Here is an 18,878-nt window from a genome sequence, read left to right as displayed (position 1 = left end):
AAAGAAGGTGTAAAGATGCAAAAATATACTAACGCACTGATTCATGAGAAATCTCCTTATCTGCTACAGCACGCACATAACCCAGTTAATTGGTATCCGTGGGGAGAAGAAGCTTTTGAAATAGCAAAACGTGAAAACAAACCTGTTTTCGTATCTATTGGATATAGCACTTGTCATTGGTGCCACGTGATGGAAAAAGAAAGCTTTGAAGATGAAGAAGTCGCAGATTTATTAAATAGACACTTTATTGCAATTAAAGTAGACCGCGAAGAGCGACCAGATATCGATTCCATTTACATGCGCGTATGCCAAATGATGACCAATCACGGAGGTTGGCCTTTAAACGTCTTTTTAACACCTGACCAAAAACCGTTTTATGCGGGTACCTATTTCCCAAAGAATAGCGCTTATAATAGACCAGGTATGATGGATGCGCTACCACAGCTCGCTGAAAAGTTTCTGCATGAGCGGTCCTTTGTTGAAAAGGTAGGAGAGCAGGTTGTAAAAGGTTTAAAAGCTTCTGTACATATTCCTTCAGACAGCACAATTGATGAAGCTACCCTTCATCAAGCATTTCAGCAGCTCGTTGGTCAATTTGATCCAGTGTATGGAGGATTTGGGCAATCACCGAAATTTCCAATGCCGCATACGCTGACATTTTTGCTTCGATATCATCGATTAACCAATAATGATACGGCGCTGTTAATGGTTGAAAAAACGCTTGATTCGTTAGCCTCAAGCGGTCTCTATGATCAAATTGGTGGTGGGTTTGCGAGGTATTCAACAGATCAACAATGGATGATTCCGCACTTTGAAAAAATGCTCTATGACCAAGGGCTGTTGCTACATGCTTATATTGAAGCATATCAAATGACGAAGAAACAGCGCTATCGTGAAATAATTGAAGAGAGTATCACATTTTTAATTCGTGAAATGAGAGATAGTCAAACGGGTGCATTCTATTCAGCGATTGACGCTGACTCAGAAGGAGCAGAAGGAACCTATTACGTATGGTCAAAAGAAGAAATAACAAACCTTTTCACTGAAGAGGAAGCCGAGTTTGTCTGCAGTGCATATAGCATTACGGAAGAAGGGAATTTTGAAAGCAAGAACCACCTTCATTTAATTCCAACGGAAATAGAAGAGCTAGCCAAGCGCAGTAAACAATCCGTTGAAGAAACGGAAACTAAGCTAAAAAAATGCAATGAAAAACTGTTAAAAGAGCGTCAAAAACGTATATACCCTCACGTTGATGATAAGATTTTAACATCTTGGAATGGCTTGATTATAAGCGCATTAGCAAAAGCGGGTCGGACATTGCAAAATGAAACATTTACAGAGCTAGCTGAGCAGGCTGCGCTTTTTATCCACGAAAATATGTACGAGACGGAGCGCTTAATGGTTCGCTATCGTGAAGGAGAAGTAAAGGAAAAAGGTTTAATTGATGACTATGCGTTTTTATTATGGGCTTATAACGATCTTTACGACGCGACACTCAAAGTAGATTATCTTACGAAGGCGAAAGCACTTGCAGAGAATATGACTTCATTATTTTGGGATGAAGACAAAGGCGGGTTTTTCTTTACTGGAAGTGATGCAGAGCAACTGCTTGTGCGTGAAAAAGAAGTGTACGATGGTGCTCTCCCATCCGGTAATAGCGTCGCCGTTTGCCAGCTTTTACGTTTAGGTCACCGAACAGGAAACGAAAAGTTATTACAAATGGTTGAAAAGATGGAGCGAACGTTTTATTCACTTATTCGAATGCAAGCCAGTAGCCATACGCAGTTTTTACAAGCGCGGCTTGAACAAGCAATCGGGATAAAAGAAATGGTTGTGTTAACTAAAGGTAAAGTAGAAGAAATACAGCTTTTGAAGACGTCATTTATACCAGAAGTTGTATGGTTGGTTGGGAATAAAAACGAACTGATGCCACATGCTGATTTCCTAGAGAGCTATGACCAAAGAGGTGAGTCGACCATTTATGTATGTAAAGATTTTGCGTGCGAGCGTCCGTCTATGGAAATAAAAAAGGCTATTGAAGCAGTTTTATAAAAGTAATAAAATACCGCCATTCCTCTATGGCGGTATTTTTTATGATAGTTGCTTGCTTTCAGCGTGTTTTACAAATGTATATTCATCTTCAATTAAACCACATGCTGCGCACTGAATGCGGCGTTCTGGGCCACGGTATGGCGCATGGAAAGCATCTAGTGAATCATTGGTATATTCTGTTACAACGTTACCAGAGCGAGGATCTAATTTGACTGCCGTAGCTTTTTGCTCAATGATATTAAAGCGCGTTCGGTTTGTTTTACAGCTTGGACATAAATAAGGATTTCCCATGTTGTCCACCTCCTAGTTGTTACGATGTCCCTTTTTTGAAAAAACATACAAAAACTAATGATTTGAAACAAGCCTTAAATTCGTTAAAATAAAGCTAGGTGATGAAGATGAAAATACGTAAAAATTTACAAGAAGTAATGAACGTGTTGCAAACGAATGAACAGTTTAAATCCAACATCGTTCATTGGCATACAATTGAAGAAAAAGAAGCAAAAACAAGTCCTTTTCCTTCACAAATTCATGAGAAAATACGTGCGGGATTAGAGAAGAGAGGAATTCTATCGCTTTATGCGCATCAAGCTACAGCTTTTACATATGCGTATGAGAAGAAAAATGTAGTTGCCGTTACGCCTACTGCTTCAGGAAAGACACTTTGTTACAACCTTCCTGTCCTTCAAAGTATCATGGAAAATGAGCAGTCCCGTGCGCTATATTTGTTTCCAACAAAAGCTCTTGCACAAGACCAAAAGACGGAGCTAAATGAACTGATTGAAGAAATGGACGTTTCAATTAACAGCTACACATACGATGGAGACACGCCAGCTAATATTCGTCAAAAGGTGCGCAAAGCGGGTCATGTTGTCATTACAAATCCTGATATGCTTCACTCTGCTATTTTGCCTCATCATACAAAATGGGTATCGTTGTTTGAGAATTTAAAGTATATCGTTATTGATGAGCTTCATACGTATCGAGGCGTATTCGGAAGCCACGTAGCAAACGTTATTCGACGCTTGAAGCGAATATGCCGCTATTATGGCAGTAACCCAGTGTTTATATGTACGTCCGCTACAATTGCCAATCCAAAAGAGCTTGCAGAGCATCTTTTAGGAGAGCAGGTGGAGCTTGTCGATAATAACGGAGCACCGAGTGGAAAAAAACATTTTATCTTTTACAACCCACCCGTCGTAAATAAGCCACTAAATATTAGGAGAAGCGCTACGCTGGAGGTTCGTAACATCGCAGGAGAGTTTTTGAAGAATAAAATCCAAACAATCGTTTTTGCTCGAAGTCGCGTTCGGGTTGAAATTATCTTAACGTATTTACAAGAACTTGTAAAAAATCAGCTGAAAGATAAATCGATTCAAGGGTACCGGGGGGGATACTTACCTAAGCAGAGACGTGAAATTGAAAAGGGACTGCGTAGAGGAGAAATTTATGGGGTCGTCAGCACAAATGCACTAGAGCTTGGAGTAGATATTGGGCAGCTGCAAGTATGTGTGATGACAGGTTATCCTGGAACAGTTGCAAGTGCTTGGCAACAAGCTGGACGTGCAGGGCGCAGACACGGAGAAGCCGTTATTGTGATGGTTGCTAGTTCGAGCCCGCTGGATCAATATATGATTCAAAACCCTGAATATTTCTTCAGTCGTAACCCTGAAACGGCACGCATTAATCCTGATAACTTAGTGATCTTAGTGGATCATTTAAAGTGTGCCTCCTATGAACTGCCCTTTAAGCAAGGAGAAACGTTTGACGGTGTGGATATTGAAGATGTATTGGAGTTTTTAGGAGAAGAGCGCGTGATTCACCTAAGCGGTGATAAGTGGTATTGGATGAACGATTCATTTCCAGCTCACAATATCAGTTTGAGATCTGCTTCACAAGAAAATGTCGTTATTATTGATCAGTCAGACGTCGCCAACGTAAAGGTCATCGGAGAGATGGACCGTTTCAGTGCCATGACGCTTTTACATAATGAAGCTATTTATTTACATCAAGGTATTCAATATCAAGTTGAGTATTTAGATTGGGATGAAAAAAAAGCATACGTACGTGAAGTCACCGCTGATTATTTTACAGACGCCAATTTAGCCGTTAACTTAAAAGTGTTGGAAGCCGATAAAGAAACGAAAGCACCTTCTTATACGATGGGATACGGAGATGTAATGGTAAGCGCGATGGCTACTATTTTTAAGAAGATTAAATTTGAGACGCATGAAAACATTGGGTCAGGTCCAATTCATTTGCCTGAGGAAGAGCTGCATACCAATGCAGTTTGGCTTAGTTTTTCAAAAGAAGTATTCCAAGAGTCAGAAGAACGATTAGAACAGGCTCTATTATCAGTTGCTACTACCATTCAGTCAATTGCACCGTTAATGGTGATGTGTGACCCTTCTGATTTACATGTTGTTCCGCAAGTGAAAGCCGTTCATAATGAAGAGCCAACCATCTTTTTATATGATCGTTACCCTGGTGGAATTGGACTGAGTGATAAAGTATACGAACAAATGAAAGAAGTGTTAGAAGAAGCGCAGCAGCTTATTGCTACTTGTCATTGTGAAAGCGGCTGTCCATCCTGTATTGGATTAGAGGGGCAAGGTGAACATGCTAAACAGGATGCGCTCTCACTGCTTCAGCTATTATTAGCAAGGTAGGTGCAAGAAATGTCGTTGAAAAATAAGCTTGATTGAATGAAAAAGCATTTGCATGTGGAAGAGAAAGTGCCTGTTTTAAAAAGTGAACCGGTTAATCATCAACGAATAGCCTATGAACAGCAGTGGAATGAAAAATTTGCTAAGCCTTATTTTAGCGAGGATAACTACTGCATGATTCGTGAAGTGCGCTATCCAATTGGCTATCGTCACGGACATTATGCATTTTCAGAACTACAGAAAGTGATAGAAGCATGGAATAAGTCTCCGCTATCACATCCACTTTCTGCAAAAGGGCATAAAATGTCGGATTTGTTTTTCTTCGATACAGAAACGACGGGGTTGAGTACGGGAACAGGAACGACTATCTTTTTACTGGGCTATGCACAGGTGATAGAAGATGAAGTGATATTTAGGCAGCATGTGTTAACCGAGCCAAGCGGTGAAGTTGCGTTTTACGAAAGCTTTTTAAAAGCCGTTGATTATACAACGCTCGTCACTTATAACGGAAAGTCTTTTGATTGGCCTCATGTAAAAACAAGACACACGTTATTAAGAGACCATTTACCGAAACTTCCTAAGTTTGGGCATTTTGATTTGCTACACGCTTCAAGAAGGCTTTGGAAACATAAAATGGATTCTGTTAAGCTTGCAAATGTTGAAAAAGAGGTGCTGGGGGTTGAACGTGTTAATGATGTCCCAGGGTTTTTAGCACCAATGATTTATTTTGATTTCATAGAAAGCAAAAATCCTCAAGGGTTATTTGAAGTAATGGATCATAATGAATCAGATATCCTCTCTTTAATTACGCTCTATATTCACCTGTCAAAGCAACTTCTCTCTGAGCATAAAGCTACGTTGAAAGAGAAATTTGAAGTCGCTCGTTGGTACGAACAGCTCGGTGAAAAACAAGAGGCGTTAGCATTGTATGAAGATGTGGCTAATGCAAAAAGTGATGAAGAGTATCAAGCGATCCGAGCTATTGCTTTTGAGCATAAGCGTAACAAGCAATTTAAAAAGGCAGAAGAGCTGTTTTTATATGTTGTTTCCAACGCGCCAATACTTCTTCAAACTGAAGCAGCCGTTGAGCTTGCTAAATTATATGAACATAAGTTTAAAAACTATGAGCGTGGGGTATTTTATGCAGAAAAAGCCTTACAGCTGACGGAAGAAAGTCAAACGTTCATTGAAAATGATAAACTAGAAGCTCTATACAAGCGGATTAATCGGGTTAGATATAAAGATAAAATGTATACATCTCACTTATAATGATTGTTAATTTATTACTGAAAATTCCAAATTGTTAAATTTTAGTTTTCTCTATTTTAAATATTGTTCTATTTTTCAGTCGTTGATAAAATAAGACATTGTATTGCTGTTTTAGCAATTTATATCAAAAATATAGAACTTTGGTGAGATGGAGAGAAGTAATATGAAAAATGTCATTTTGGTATCATTTTTCGCAATTATTTGTTTGACGGTAATTATTTTTAGTAGCATGAAAAACACGTACTTTTCTTTGATGTAGTTTTAGAAAATAGGTGTTTACATTAGTACATGTACACCCCTTATCACATACTGTAGTAATGTAATAACTAAACAGTGAAAGGGGAAAACATCATGTATCCAAGACCAGTAAAGTGCATGCCACCAATCGTGCACCCAACAAAATGTTGTACACAGTTTAACAATCAGGAGGTAGTTGTACCTCATATTCACCCAAGCCATAACACGCTAGTGAATCAAACGAATTTTAAACATGTACACTATTTTCCACAAACACAATCTGTTGTAAATCAACAAACAAGCCAACACTTCTTTGGTGGTGCACAACAATTTCCTACACAAGTAGGTGGGGCAATGTCTCCAGGAATGCCCAACCAAGTGGCTGGTGCTCAAATGCCAGGTATGATGCCAGGTATGATGCCAGGTCAAGGCAATCAAGTAGCAGGAGCGATGGAAAACGGCATGATGCCAGGATATCCAGGTGCAAAAAGAAGATTTTAATAAGAAATAAATCAATTGATGAGGCTGGGACATAAGTAATTCAGCCAATGATAAACCTGAACGATTGAGAGTTCATAACTTTTAATCGTTCAGGTTTTTTGTTGATTGTGAAAACAATGTTGGAAACAGGGTGGAATGGAGCGTAGGACACTCGACTCCTGCGGGAAAGAGAGGGAAAACGGAGATCCCGCAGCGCAGCGAGGAAGCTCAGGTTCCTCCCCGCGGAAAGCGAGTGGCCGTAGCGCAATGGAACGAACGTGTTCAGACAAACCAAAGAGATGGGAACAGCTAGTGTTCGTCTCTTAGAAGCAATCATTTTGTTATGTCCCAAACTCATTCTTATATTTAAAGGAGTGCTTACACGATGAAAGTGCTGACAATTTCAGGGTATAAACCATTTGAATTAGGGATTTTTAATGATCAGCACCCTGGTATTTCATACATAAAAAAAGCAGTAATGAAGCGTTTAGTACCGCTCATTGAAGAAGGGCTTGAATGGGTCCTAATCAGTGGCCAGCTCGGTGTAGAATTGTGGGCTGCTGAAGTGATATTTGACCTGCAGCTGGAATACCCCCAGCTACAGCTTGGTGTATTAACCCCTTTTTTAGATCAGGAAGAGAAGTGGAACGAAGCGAATAAAGAACTTTATGAATTTATCGTGAGCCAAGCTGATTTTGTGGATAGCATTACAAAAAAGGAGTATGAAAGTCCTAATCAGTTCCGCTTGAAAAATCAATTTTTAATTGAAAAAAGCGATGGGGTTTGCCTTGTATATGATGAAGAGCATGAGGGTAGCCCAAAATTTATGCTAAAAGTAGCCCGAGATAAGGCTGAAAAAAGTGAATACCCGATTATCACCATTACATCCTATGATTTACAAGATATAGTTGAAGAGGAGAAGTTTTCATCTTTTTAAACAATATTGAAAAACATTTTGCAAGATAAATTGACAAGTTGAGCTATTTCTGAAAAAATGGTTTATAATAAACAAGAGGTTTATTGTATTCGAGGTGATTGAAATGTTAGCTGATAAAATTCGTTTAACAGCAAAAGAAATTTTGGAAAAAGAGTTCAAAACAGGAATGAGAGGCTATAATCAAGAGGAAGTCGATAAATATTTAGACTCCATTATTAAAGATTATGAAGCGTTTCATGAAGAAATCGAGTTACTACAGGCAGAAAATTTACGCTTAAAAAAGCAAGTGGAAGAGTTATCAAAACGTCCACAATCTACAACGGCACCGTCTTATACGCCGCCACCAGCACAGCAGCAGGCTGGTACGACAAACTTTGATATTTTAAAACGTTTGTCTAACCTTGAAAAGCATGTATTTGGTAGCAAGCTATACGAATGATGAAGAATAAAAATAGGAGTTGCAATTAACTCCTATTTTTATTATAATTAGAAAGGTCGTAATCAATAGCGTTTGGGTAATTGCTGCATCTCTTTGAAGATGTAGAGGAAAGTCCATGCTCGCACAGGCTGAGATGCTTGTAGTGTTCGTGCCTAGTGAAGTCATAAGCTAGGGTAGCGTAACTGCTAACGGCGGGGAAAAAGCCTAAGTCTTAGGATATGGTTTGAATACTCTGAAAGTGCCACAGTGACGAAGTCTCATTAGAAATAATGAGAGTGGAACGAGGTAAACCCCACGAGCGAGAAACCCAAATAATGGTAGGGGAACTTTCCCAAAGGAATTGAACAGAGGGAAGGACAAAATGCACGCATTTTGTAGATAGATAATTACCACCGGAGTACGAGGTAGCTAGCCGCTTGTAGTACAAAGGAACAAAACATGGCTTACAGAACGCTATTGAACAGCAGTCGACATTAGTTGTTAACCAAATATATTCGCACCAGCTCTTCATATCATGAAGAGCTTTTTTTGTGTGCTTTTTTTGTTTGCTTTTTTCTGTACTAAGCCTCAGGTCTTAGATGGAAATCAAGCTTAAGCTCGTTTTGGAAAGAAAGAATTGTAGGTAAGATGAGAATAGAAAAAGAAAGGAGGCAACATGATGAAAAAATTTGGACTATTTATTCTGGGCCTAATAGCAGCGGTTGTGCTTATTGCTAATTTAGGACCGATGATGCTAATGCTGCTAGGGCTTGTCATTTTATATGGTGTATGGAAGCAGGTAGTAAAAGCAACATCTTCATTTAAGAAAGCAGCTTTTGCAGTACTTGGTGTGATTGTTATCTTGAGCATGATTGCTAACGTACCAGCATTTTTCGGTATCTTAGCAGCCATTGCGCTTTACTTTGTATACACCAAGTGGAACGATAATGACGTGAAAGAAATTAAAACAAAGGATCCATTTCAAAACTTTGAAAACCAATGGACAGAATTAAATAAACAATCTTATTAAGGGAGTGAACGTTATGAAAAATATTTTTACACGTATGAAAGAATCAATCTCATCGGACTTGCACGATATGCTTGACCAAAAGCAACAAAAAAACCCAATTGCAGCTTTGAATTACTATTTGCGCCAATGCGAAGAAGAAACAGAACGAGTTCGAAAGTTGGTGGAACGTCAGCACCTATTAAAAGAACAGCTTGTGCGTGAATATAAGCTAGCATCGGCAATGAAAGAAAAGCGCCAGCAGCAAGCGGAAGTAGCTCTGCAAGCTCAAGAAAATGAGCTGTATGAATTTGTTCAAAAGGAGCATGCTCAATATGAAGAGCGTACAGAACGCTTGAACATATCGGTTCAGCACGTCACCAAGCAGCTTGATGAATTAGAGCGTAAATATGAAGAAATGAAGCACAAGCTGAAGGATATGCATATTCGCCGAATGGAACTGATGGGGCGTGAAAACGTTGCGCGAGCAAATCATCGAATGAACACTGTTTTAAACAACGATGAATTAGCATCAAGTGAATATTCTAAGTTTTCGGATATCGAAAACTATATTGATCAATTAGAAAATCAAATTAATACCGATTATTATCGTCAAACAATTGACAGCAAAATTGCAGCTTTACAAAAAGAAGCAAAATAAGGTTAATTAGGATGAAAAAATGTAATCTCATAGACAAAACGTGATATTCTAAAAAGGGCGTAGTAGTAGCTACGCCTTTTTCATCAAGAGGAAATGCCTGCAAAGCGAAAGGAGGAGAACGGCATGAAAAGAATTGTAGACAATGGATACTTCAATCTAATAATCATTACAGCTCTATTTATTTTATTTGTTGAAGTTGTCTTTTTTCATAGCGGGTTTATTTTTGCACTCCTCGTTGCTGGTGCTTTTATCTATATAGGGCGAAAACGTCTACCAAGGCGCTCAGGTAAAATCTTATTTTGGATAGGAATCATTGGTGCGATTTTAAATTTAGTTAATACAGTCGCATTTCAGTTTTTGGTCATTGCAATTTTTTTCTATTATTTATTTCATTTTGTTAAGTCTAAAAAAGAACCGGTATATATTACGCCTTTAACAGAAAGTCGAGAATCCCTGCGAGCGCAAAGGCAGCTGTTGAAAAATTCATTTATATCGCGACAGCGAACAGACGAAACCGTTTACGAATGGAGTGACATTAATATTCAAAATGTGTGGAGCGATGTGGTAATTGATCTTAGCTACACCGTGCTTCCAAAGGGTGAATCGGTTATTTTTATTCGACAACTAGCGGGTAACGTGACCATTTTTATTCCATACGAAACAGAAATTTCGGTTAATCATTCTTCTATGGCTGGAGCAGTTACAATCTTTGATCATGCGCAATCTTTTGCGCCACTTCAAAACGTGTATATGAAAACGCCAGAATTTGATGAGGCATCACAAAAAATAAAAGTAATGATTTCAATGGGCGTTGGAAGTTTAGAGGTGAAGCGAATATGAGCGTTATTCAGCGCCAGTTACTATGGGGAATCACGATAGCCTTTACAACGTTTATTACAATGATAATTAGCGTGTTTATGACGTTTCCTATCCAACGGTTTACAGAGCTATGGGAACGAGAAGTGTTTGACGTTCCTTTTATTCTTTTCTCCATCACGAGTAGTCTAACGATAGGAGCAATTTTTGGAGGCGTTTCTGGATTGCTTTGGAGGCAACAGCTTGAAGTGATTGAGAATCGATTGCGTGAGATGAAAAACCGTCAATATCAAGATCGAAATGATAAAACAACGGTTCAAGAAGTAGAAGGTATTTTATCTAATGTAAAAGAAGTTCAACGCTTAATGAGCCAGCAGGTTGAACAATCGCAAAAAATGGTTAATGAAAAAGTGGAAGATCAGCAAAAGCGAGTTCAAGAAGTCATTGTGCAAGAGCGAAATCGATTAGCTCGTGAGCTTCATGATTCTGTGAGTCAGCAACTGTTTGCCGCATCCATGCTCATGTCAGCTTTAACAGAATCAACGGATGAAGATTCTCCGAAAAGCAAGCAGTTAAAAATGGTAGAAGAAATGATTAATCAATCGCAGTTAGAAATGAGGGCACTGCTACTACATTTGCGACCAGCTGCATTAAAAGGAAAATCGTTGCAAGAGGGCATTACAGAACTTTTATTAGAACTTGCTCAAAAAGTTCCGATGGAGCTTAAGTGGAATGTAGAAGAGTTTTTACTAGATAAAGGAGTAGAAGACCATCTATTTCGAATTGCTCAAGAATCTGTTTCCAATGCACTGAGGCATTCTAAAGCATCCATGCTGAAGGTACTGCTCGTTCAGCGTGACAGCTTAGTTATTCTACGTATTGAAGACGATGGTATCGGTTTTGATGTGAAAATGGAAAAATTAGGCTCTTATGGATTGCAAAATATGCATGAGCGAGCTGTTGAAGTAGGAGCTACCTTAAAAATTGTTAGTTTGCCAAATCACGGGACGAAGTTAGAAGTAAAGGTCCCGCTCATTCATAACGAATAGACTGAAGAAAGGAGAGTTGCTCATGATTAACGTATTGTTAGTTGATGATCATGAAATGGTACGAATAGGCGTTTCAGCGTATTTATCTGCTCAGGCAGATATTCACGTCGTCGACGAAGCTGCTAACGGTCAGCAAGCGGTAGAAAAAGCGCTAAAGCACCGTCCGGATATCATTTTAATGGATTTGGTCATGGATGGTATGGATGGTATTGAAGCAACAAAACACATTGTTGACCATTGGAGTGAAGCCAAAATCATTATTGTGACGAGCTTTTTAGATGATGAAAAAGTGTATCCAGCACTTGAGGCAGGAGCATCCAGCTACCTGTTAAAAACGTCTAAAGCAAGCAAAATTGCGGAAGCTATTCGCGCTACATATGCAGGAGAAGCTGTGCTTGAGCCGGAGGTTACCGGGAAAATGATGACGAGAATGCGTCGCCCATCTTCTCCGCACGAGCTGTTGACAGGACGTGAAATGGAAATCCTTTTGCTTATGGCACAGGGTAAAACAAATCAAGAAATTGCCGATGAGCTATTCATTGCTTTAAAAACGGTTAAAACTCATGTGAGCAATTTACTAAGCAAGCTCGATGTGCAAGATCGTACGCAAGCGGTTATCTATGCTTTTCAACATAAGTTAATTAAATAAAAGCGAAGGTCTTCTTGAAACCTTCGCTTCTTTTTTTTATAAAATAGCTGTTTTTTTATTGCATTTCAGTATAAAATGATGGTAGCGCTTTATATGCTAGCGCTTACTTGTAGGGAATGTTGTGAGGAGTTGAACAAATGGAAAAGAAATGGTGGAAGGAAGCCGTAGCGTATCAAATCTATCCACGTAGCTTTAAAGATTCAAACGGAGATGGAATTGGTGATATTCAGGGTGTCATTTCAAAGCTTGATTATTTAAAAGATCTCGGGATTGATGTTATTTGGATTTGTCCAATTTATCAATCACCAAATGACGATAATGGTTATGATATTAGTGACTATCAAGATATTATGAGTGATTTTGGTACCATGGCAGATTTTGATGAACTGTTAGAGGAAGTTCATAAACGAGATATGAAATTAATTATGGACTTAGTTATTAATCATACATCTGATGAGCATCCTTGGTTTGTTGAAGCGCGTTCTTCAAAAGATAATCCGTATCGTGACTATTACATTTGGCATGAAGGTAATGATGGCAATGAACCAAACAATTGGGAGTCCATTTTCAATGGTTCTGCTTGGGAGTTTGATGACGAGACGAAAGAATATTATTTGCACGTGTTTTCAAAGAAACAGCCCGACCTAAATTGGGAAAATAAAGCGGTTCGACAAGAGCTATATAATATGGTGAATTGGTGGTTGGATAAAGGAATTGATGGATTCCGAGTAGATGCTATTTCACATATTAAAAAAGTGCCTGGTTTTCCAGACCTACCAAATCCAGAAGGGTTAGATTATGTACCTTCGTTTGAGGGCCATATGAATCGTCCTGGTATTCAAGAGCATTTATCAGAATTAAAAGAAGAGACATTTGCTAAATACGATATTATGACAGTTGGTGAAGCAAATGGCGTTACGTGGGACGATGCTGACGAATGGGTAGGCGCTAAAAACGGTAAATTCGATATGATTTTTCAATTTGAACATATGGGACTGTGGGACAAAGGGGAAAGTGAACCTCTGGATTTAGTTGAGTTCAAAACAATTTTAACGAATTGGCAAAAAGGCTTAGCTCAAATTGGTGGTTGGAATGCACTTTATCTTGAGAACCACGACCATATTCGTTCTATTAATAAATTCGGTAGTATGAAATACCGTGAAGAAAGCGCAAAATGCTTAGCTGCACTTTATTTCTTAATGCAGGGCACACCTTTTATCTATCAGGGCCAAGAGTTAGGAATGACAAACGTAAAGTTTAACAGCATTGAAGATTATAATGATGTCGGTATGGTGAATTACTATCGTATTCAACGTGAAAAAGGTCAGAGTCATGAAGAAATCATGAAAGTGATTTGGGAAACAGGTCGTGATAATTCACGTACACCGATGCAGTGGGATCGTACGAAAAATGCTGGTTTTTCAACAGGAACACCTTGGATGAAAGTGAATCCAAACTATGTTGACATTAACGTGGAGCAGCAGCTGTCAGACGAGGAATCGATTTTAAATTTTTACAAGAAGCTTATAACGTTACGCAAACAGCATGAAGTATTTGTCTACGGAACGTATGACTTGTTGCTAGAAAATCATCCAGCAATTTATGCATATACGCGTACGCTAGATGATAAAAAAGCAATTATTATTTGCAACGTATCTTCTAAAGAGCAAGAGTTTAAGTTGCCAAAAGAAGTAAAAACTAATGAAGAAGAGCTGCTTATTCACAATTATCAAGTAGCAACAGAAGAGACGGTTCAAGAGTTTACATTACGCCCATATGAAACGCGTGTCTATTTTGTTTGATAACAAAGGTTAGTGCAAACGATTGCGCTTATTTTAAGGCTCACATATGTGAGCCTTTTTTAGTGAGTTTAAGCATTTTCTTTTTGAAAGCTTTTGACTACCGCAAGTGGATATGGTACTTTTACACGTAGTATTCATTATTAGACAGTAAAATGAGGTTGAAAAATGACAAAATATAAAATTATTGCAACCGCTGCAATGGGAATTGAATCACTTGTAGCAAAAGAGGTTCGTGCATTAGGCTATGAATGTGAAGTAGATAATGGAAAAGTAATCTTCGAAGGCGATGAGCTAGCAATTGCGAGAGCAAATCTATGGCTGCGCACAGCAGACCGCGTGAAAATTGAAGTTGGTCAATTTAAAGCGCGTACATTTGATGAATTATTTGAAAAAACAAAAGCGCTTGATTGGGGACGCTATTTACCCGTAGATGCTCAGTTCCCTGTGTCGGGTAAATCAGTGAAATCGAAGCTGTTTAGCGTATCTGATTGCCAAAGTATCGTGAAAAAAGCCATTGTTGATAAAATGAAAAAGCATCATAATATCACAACAGGCTGGCTTGAAGAAAAAGGCGCGACGTTTAAAATTGAAGTAGCGCTGTTAAAAGATATTGCAACAATCACAATCGATACGAGTGGAGCAGGTTTGCACAAGCGCGGTTACCGCGTTGGACAAGGTGAGGCACCGTTAAAAGAAACGTTAGCTGCAGCACTGGTTATGCTGACGCCTTGGAATCCTGATCGTCCGTTTGTTGATGCATTTTGTGGTTCAGGAACGATTGCGATTGAAGCAGCTCTAATTGGTCAAAATATTGCACCTGGCTTCAATCGTGACTTTATTTCAGAAGAATGGCCTTGGATGTCTCAAGAGATTTGGGATAAAGCACGTGATGAGGCAGAGGAATTAGCAAACTATGATCAAGATTTAGATATCGCTGGGCATGATATCGATCACCGTATGATAAAAGTAGCGCAGCAAAACGCATTTGAAGCTGGTCTCGGAGACTTGATCCAATTTAAGCAAATGCAGGTGCGTGACTTCACGACTCCAAAGGAATACGGGATTATTGTTGGAAACCCACCGTATGGAGAGCGTTTAAGTGATCGGCCTTCTGTTGAAGCAATGTATGCAGAAATGGGCGATGCGTTTGCTAAGCTTGATACGTGGTCTGTTTTCATGCTTACATCCTATGAGCAGTTTGAACAGTATTATGGCAAGCCCGCGACTAAAAAGCGTAAACTCTTTAACGGATTTATCAAAACCGACTATTATCAATATTGGGGACCACGTCCACCTCGCAAAACAAATTAATCTAATTAAAATGAGGCTGAGACATAAGTAATTCAGCCAACGATAAACCTGAACGATTGAGAGTTACTCGCTTTTAACCATTCAGGTTTTTTGTTGATTGTGAAAACAATGTTGGAAACAGGGGGGGAATGGAGCGTAGGACACTCGACTCCTGCGGGAAAGAGAGGGAAAACTGAGATCCCGCAGCGCAGCGAGGAAGCTCAGGTTCCTCCCCGCGGAAAGCGAGTGGCCGTAGCGCAATGGAACGAACGTGTTCAGACAAACCAAAAAGATTGGAACAGCTAGTGTTCGTCTCTTGGAAGCAATCATTTTGTTATGTCCCAAACTCATTTTTTATGGACAACCTTCAATAATCCAAATTATTCTGCGCATACTACAAAAAGAGATGGGGCAGTTGAAGATATTTAAAGAAGCAAAAATATTCTTTGGTAGTATGATTGTATTATCTTGGTTAATAGTTCCTTTTTTGGTGTGAAATACATTAAAAGATATAAATATGCAGTTGCGTTCGTTTTCGTATTTATTTTTATGGAAAGCTTTGTAGCTGAAAAATTCAAATGGTGGTCCTTTCCAATGCCTCCTTTACGCTATCTTACAGGAGAAATGGCACTTGTTTTGGGCCCTTTCATTCCAGGCTCTTTTTGGATTATGAGGCTTACATACGGACGCTTTGGCCTATATATGCTGTTGAATTTAATTACCGATTGGCTTTTTGTTTTATGACAAAGAAGCTGAAGATGTTTCGATTTGGAACGATTAAAAAGCCGCAACTTCTCAGCATTTTTCTTTTCAAAGATGTACTGATGTATGGATTTCAGTATTTTATCGTTGAAAAAGCTAATAAGGAAGATTCATCACCGTGATGGATCTTCTTTATTTTACTGCGCCAGATGTCATATTCAGTAAAGAAAGTTCATCTCTATCTGACATTTTTTCTATGAATAAATGAAACGGTTTCTGTATACAATAAGTTTATAACTATTTTTATAGAGAGAAGGAGAGTGTTGGAAATGGTCCGACCAAACGAGCATTTCTTAATAATTCGTCAAGCGTTAGAAAATAGCTATCATCATATACAGCAAGGAGGAGAACTTTCTCCAGATCTTTTGAATCAGTTTGAGCAAGCTAAAGCTGAATATGAGGCTGCTTTAAATTTTATTTCATCCACGGACTCTTGTTTTCGCCCACTTTCTTAATGCGAATAGCTCTTATATATGATACAAATACCTTATGCTCTGCTTTTGCAGAGCTTTTTATTGTTTACGACACTAGAATAGATATTGACAATCCTTTCTCAATACTAGATAATTAAGTTTTGCTTCAGTTAGTTATTTACAGAAAAAATAAATGAATTTACCTTTTGAAAGGTTTATATTTACATAGTTAAAGGAGTCATTAATCAATGATGAGAGAGCGATTGCCTTTTACAATTGGACGAGATGAGAATTTTTTTGATAAGTTAAATGAATGGATTGGGGACGTTTTTTACGATCACCTTCCGGATGCAGGGTTGGAGCTTCGAGACGAGCAAATCTTTATGGCCTTTCAAATTGAGCGCGCGTTTAAAGAGAAAAACGTTATTTTTGCAGAAGCAGGAGTAGGTACGGGTAAGACCATTGTTTATCTATTGTATGCGATTTGCTACGCACGCTATGTTGGCAAGCCTGCTATTATTGCCTGTGCGGATGAAACATTGATTGAGCAGCTCGTAAAGGCTGAGGGAGATATCGCAAAGTTATCAAAAATCCTAGCTATCAACATGGATGTTCGCCTTGCAAAATCGCAAGATCAGTACCTTTGCTTAAAGAAACTAGATGCAGTTACAAGCCGAACGGATAATGAAAACATTGAAGAAATTTACGAAACATTACCTGATTTTGTACATGATCATAGCGGTATGCAGTCGTTTTATCATTATGGAGATCGTAAAGAGTATTCACATCTAACCGATGAAGAGTGGCAGCAGATTAACTGGGATTCTTTCCAAGATTGTTCTTCTTGTGATCAGCGCCACCGATGTGGTTTAACTCTATCACGTGAACACTACCGCAAAGCGACAGACTTAATTATTTGCTCTCATGACTTTTATATGGAGCATATTTGGACTGTTGAAGCTCGTAAACGTGAGGGTCAGCTACCGCTCTTACCAGAAAGTAGCTGCGTAGTGTTTGATGAGGGACATCTGCTTGAATTTGCAGCGCAAAAGGCATTGACGTACCGTATTAAAGAAGATACGCTTGAGAACTTATTAACACGTTTATTAGAAAATGATGTGCGTGAAGAACTAGCATTAAAAATTGAGCATACAATCGATGTTTATTCGCTATTTTTTGATGCGCTTAGTGAGGCAAGTCAAGATATCGTTGGATCTAATCGAAAGCAAATTGAGCGTACAAGCCGTGTGCAAAAGGTTGGAAAAGAACTGCTTGGTCTTTTGGAGCATATTGGAAACGAACTTGTTTTTGAAAGTGAAACCTATACGGTAGATGAATACACGCTTCGCATTGTCGATGAGTATTTAGATCAAATTGACTATTCAATGCGTCTATTTATGGAGAATGAAAATGCAATTTACTGGCTTGAAGAAAAAGATTGGCAGCTAACGCTCGTTATTATGCCACAAGCTGTTAAAGATGTATTAAAAGAGCGCGTATTCTCTAAGAAGATTCCATATATTTTTACCTCAGCGACGCTTTCAGATAATTCATCATTTGATTATTTAGCATACAGTTTAGGGATTGGAAAACCTTTATCATTTTCAGTAGAGTCTCCGTTTGATTATGATGAAAAGATGGACATTACCTGTAAAATGGTAGCAGCTGGCAGTGAAGCATTTGCTGAAAAATATGGTTATACGCTGAAACAGCTTGAAAGAACAAATGGACGAGCCCTGCTACTATTTAATACACGTGAAGAGCTAGCTTTATTTAAAGAAGCATCTAAAGAGCTAAGTGAATACACGTTTTTATTTGAAGGAGATCAAGAAATTAGCAAGCTAGTTTCTCAATTTCAACGTGAAGAAGAAACGATTTTATGTGCGGTTCACCTTTGGGAAGGTCTTGATATCCCAGGTCCATCACTTTCAAATGTTATTTTATGGTCACTTCCATATCCGCCAAATGATCCGGTCTTTGAAGCAAAACGAAAGCAGGTTGCAGATGCATTTTGGGATGCGGATATGCCTTACATGCTGCTTCGTTTAAAGCAAGGCGTAGGACGATTGATTCGTTCGCATGAAGATGAAGGCCTAATTACTATTTTTATGCCGGAAAATACGGATGAGAAGGTTCAAGCCATTATTGAAAAGAATTTACCTAGAGCGATAAAAGCTCGCGTTTAAACAATATGAGGATAGCTCGTCTTATGCAGACGGCTATCCTTTTTTGTTTAAAACCTTTAAACTAAAAGCAGAGAATGTAACGATTCTCTACTATATGACATAAGTGCATAGTAAGCTATATAAGTTGAATTAAAGGATTACGATTACTCTCTGTTGAAGTATAAGGGTAACACTTACCAATGAAC

General features: G+C 38.7%; 18 protein-coding genes and 1 other RNA gene. 18 read left to right on the top strand and 1 reads right to left on the bottom strand.

What is annotated here, in order from left to right:
- Positions 1-15 precede the first annotated feature (15 nt).
- Positions 16-2,052 carry a thioredoxin domain-containing protein gene (locus AC1UFB_RS07430; protein ID WP_328101775.1) on the top strand — a complete coding sequence of 679 codons (2,037 nt, stop codon included), beginning with the start codon at positions 16-18 and terminating at the stop codon, positions 2,050-2,052.
- Between the two features lie 39 nt (positions 2,053-2,091).
- On the opposite strand, the gene AC1UFB_RS07425 is transcribed toward AC1UFB_RS07430, so the two are convergent.
- Positions 2,092-2,343 (bottom strand): DNA alkylation repair protein, encoded by a 252-nt coding sequence (locus AC1UFB_RS07425; RefSeq protein ID WP_328101776.1) that lies wholly within the window; start codon positions 2,341-2,343, stop codon positions 2,092-2,094.
- 107 nt (positions 2,344-2,450) lie between these two features.
- On the opposite strand from AC1UFB_RS07425, the gene AC1UFB_RS07420 reads away from it, so the two are divergent.
- From AC1UFB_RS07420 to AC1UFB_RS07340, 17 genes are all read left to right on the top strand, one after another.
- A complete protein-coding gene (locus tag AC1UFB_RS07420) occupies positions 2,451-4,721 on the top strand; it encodes a DEAD/DEAH box helicase (protein WP_328101777.1) in 2,271 nt (756 codons plus the stop codon).
- A gap of 36 nt (positions 4,722-4,757) precedes the next feature.
- The gene (locus AC1UFB_RS07415) at positions 4,758-5,987 is read left to right on the top strand and encodes a ribonuclease H-like domain-containing protein (RefSeq protein WP_482588888.1); all 1,230 of its coding nucleotides are present in this window, start codon (positions 4,758-4,760) and stop codon (positions 5,985-5,987) included.
- Positions 5,988-6,338: 351 nt separating this feature from the next.
- A complete protein-coding gene (locus tag AC1UFB_RS07410; RefSeq protein WP_100347480.1) occupies positions 6,339-6,725 on the top strand; it encodes a CotD family spore coat protein in 387 nt (128 codons plus the stop codon).
- Between the two features lie 130 nt (positions 6,726-6,855).
- A complete protein-coding gene (locus AC1UFB_RS07405) occupies positions 6,856-7,017 on the top strand; it encodes a hypothetical protein (protein ID WP_176031337.1) in 162 nt (53 codons plus the stop codon).
- Positions 7,018-7,089: 72 nt separating this feature from the next.
- Entirely contained in the window at positions 7,090-7,641 is a 552-nt protein-coding gene (locus AC1UFB_RS07400; RefSeq protein ID WP_328100799.1) for an SLOG family protein, read from the top strand.
- A gap of 103 nt (positions 7,642-7,744) precedes the next feature.
- Entirely contained in the window at positions 7,745-8,080 is a 336-nt protein-coding gene (gene gpsB, locus AC1UFB_RS07395) for a cell division regulator GpsB (protein ID WP_025909364.1), read from the top strand.
- Between the two features lie 68 nt (positions 8,081-8,148).
- An RNA gene (gene rnpB / locus AC1UFB_RS07390) (RNase P RNA component class B) lies at positions 8,149-8,531 on the top strand.
- Between the two features lie 207 nt (positions 8,532-8,738).
- Positions 8,739-9,089, top strand: coding sequence for a lmo0954 family membrane protein (locus tag AC1UFB_RS07385; RefSeq protein ID WP_328100800.1), 351 nt, complete (start codon positions 8,739-8,741; stop codon positions 9,087-9,089).
- Positions 9,090-9,102: 13 nt separating this feature from the next.
- Complete coding sequence (locus AC1UFB_RS07380; protein WP_328100802.1) at positions 9,103-9,726, top strand: PspA/IM30 family protein; 624 nt, start codon at positions 9,103-9,105, stop codon at positions 9,724-9,726.
- Between the two features lie 123 nt (positions 9,727-9,849).
- Entirely contained in the window at positions 9,850-10,566 is a 717-nt protein-coding gene (gene liaF / locus AC1UFB_RS07375; protein ID WP_061785356.1) for a cell wall-active antibiotics response protein LiaF, read from the top strand.
- Positions 10,563-11,591 (top strand): sensor histidine kinase, encoded by a 1,029-nt coding sequence (locus AC1UFB_RS07370; protein WP_328100803.1) that lies wholly within the window; start codon positions 10,563-10,565, stop codon positions 11,589-11,591. Before liaF ends, AC1UFB_RS07370 begins: the two co-directional genes overlap by 4 nt.
- Positions 11,592-11,613: 22 nt before the next feature.
- The gene (locus tag AC1UFB_RS07365) at positions 11,614-12,240 is read left to right on the top strand and encodes a response regulator (protein ID WP_025909369.1); all 627 of its coding nucleotides are present in this window, start codon (positions 11,614-11,616) and stop codon (positions 12,238-12,240) included.
- 137 nt (positions 12,241-12,377) lie between these two features.
- Positions 12,378-14,042: a glycoside hydrolase family 13 protein gene (locus AC1UFB_RS07360; RefSeq protein ID WP_025909370.1), complete on the top strand. Its 1,665-nt coding sequence runs from the start codon at positions 12,378-12,380 to the stop codon at positions 14,040-14,042.
- Positions 14,043-14,207: 165 nt separating this feature from the next.
- Positions 14,208-15,353 (top strand): THUMP domain-containing class I SAM-dependent RNA methyltransferase, encoded by a 1,146-nt coding sequence (locus AC1UFB_RS07355; protein ID WP_482588887.1) that lies wholly within the window; start codon positions 14,208-14,210, stop codon positions 15,351-15,353.
- Between the two features lie 99 nt (positions 15,354-15,452).
- Complete coding sequence (locus AC1UFB_RS07350) at positions 15,453-15,638, top strand: hypothetical protein (protein ID WP_100347487.1); 186 nt, start codon at positions 15,453-15,455, stop codon at positions 15,636-15,638.
- A gap of 725 nt (positions 15,639-16,363) precedes the next feature.
- On the top strand, positions 16,364-16,549 hold the full coding sequence (locus tag AC1UFB_RS07345; protein ID WP_025909372.1) for a hypothetical protein: 186 nt from the start codon (positions 16,364-16,366) through the stop codon (positions 16,547-16,549).
- 206 nt (positions 16,550-16,755) lie between these two features.
- Positions 16,756-18,693: an ATP-dependent DNA helicase gene (locus AC1UFB_RS07340; RefSeq protein WP_328101739.1), complete on the top strand. Its 1,938-nt coding sequence runs from the start codon at positions 16,756-16,758 to the stop codon at positions 18,691-18,693.
- Positions 18,694-18,878 lie beyond the last annotated feature (185 nt).

The organism is Priestia sp. KCTC 13724, from assembly GCF_056820425.1.
This window is presented reverse-complemented; position numbering and strand designations above follow the sequence as displayed.

Excerpts from the sequence above, each read along its gene's own strand:
- AC1UFB_RS07365 (WP_025909369.1), top strand. The coding sequence starts at position 11,614 with ATGATTAACGTATTGTTAGTTGATGATCATGAAATGGTACGAATAGGC.
- liaF (WP_061785356.1), top strand. The coding sequence starts at position 9,850 with ATGAAAAGAATTGTAGACAATGGATACTTCAATCTAATAATCATTACA.
- AC1UFB_RS07410 (WP_100347480.1), top strand. The coding sequence starts at position 6,339 with ATGTATCCAAGACCAGTAAAGTGCATGCCACCAATCGTGCACCCAACA.
- AC1UFB_RS07420 (WP_328101777.1), top strand. The coding sequence starts at position 2,451 with ATGAAAATACGTAAAAATTTACAAGAAGTAATGAACGTGTTGCAAACG.
- AC1UFB_RS07425 (WP_328101776.1), bottom strand. The coding sequence starts at position 2,343 with ATGGGAAATCCTTATTTATGTCCAAGCTGTAAAACAAACCGAACGCGC.
- AC1UFB_RS07385 (WP_328100800.1), top strand. The coding sequence starts at position 8,739 with ATGAAAAAATTTGGACTATTTATTCTGGGCCTAATAGCAGCGGTTGTG.
- AC1UFB_RS07345 (WP_025909372.1), top strand. The coding sequence starts at position 16,364 with ATGGTCCGACCAAACGAGCATTTCTTAATAATTCGTCAAGCGTTAGAA.
- AC1UFB_RS07415 (WP_482588888.1), top strand. The coding sequence starts at position 4,758 with ATGAAAAAGCATTTGCATGTGGAAGAGAAAGTGCCTGTTTTAAAAAGT.
- AC1UFB_RS07355 (WP_482588887.1), top strand. The coding sequence starts at position 14,208 with ATGACAAAATATAAAATTATTGCAACCGCTGCAATGGGAATTGAATCA.
- AC1UFB_RS07370 (WP_328100803.1), top strand. The coding sequence starts at position 10,563 with ATGAGCGTTATTCAGCGCCAGTTACTATGGGGAATCACGATAGCCTTT.
- AC1UFB_RS07360 (WP_025909370.1), top strand. The coding sequence starts at position 12,378 with ATGGAAAAGAAATGGTGGAAGGAAGCCGTAGCGTATCAAATCTATCCA.
- AC1UFB_RS07340 (WP_328101739.1), top strand. The coding sequence starts at position 16,756 with ATGATGAGAGAGCGATTGCCTTTTACAATTGGACGAGATGAGAATTTT.
- AC1UFB_RS07380 (WP_328100802.1), top strand. The coding sequence starts at position 9,103 with ATGAAAAATATTTTTACACGTATGAAAGAATCAATCTCATCGGACTTG.
- gpsB (WP_025909364.1), top strand. The coding sequence starts at position 7,745 with ATGTTAGCTGATAAAATTCGTTTAACAGCAAAAGAAATTTTGGAAAAA.
- AC1UFB_RS07430 (WP_328101775.1), top strand. The coding sequence starts at position 16 with ATGCAAAAATATACTAACGCACTGATTCATGAGAAATCTCCTTATCTG.
- AC1UFB_RS07400 (WP_328100799.1), top strand. The coding sequence starts at position 7,090 with ATGAAAGTGCTGACAATTTCAGGGTATAAACCATTTGAATTAGGGATT.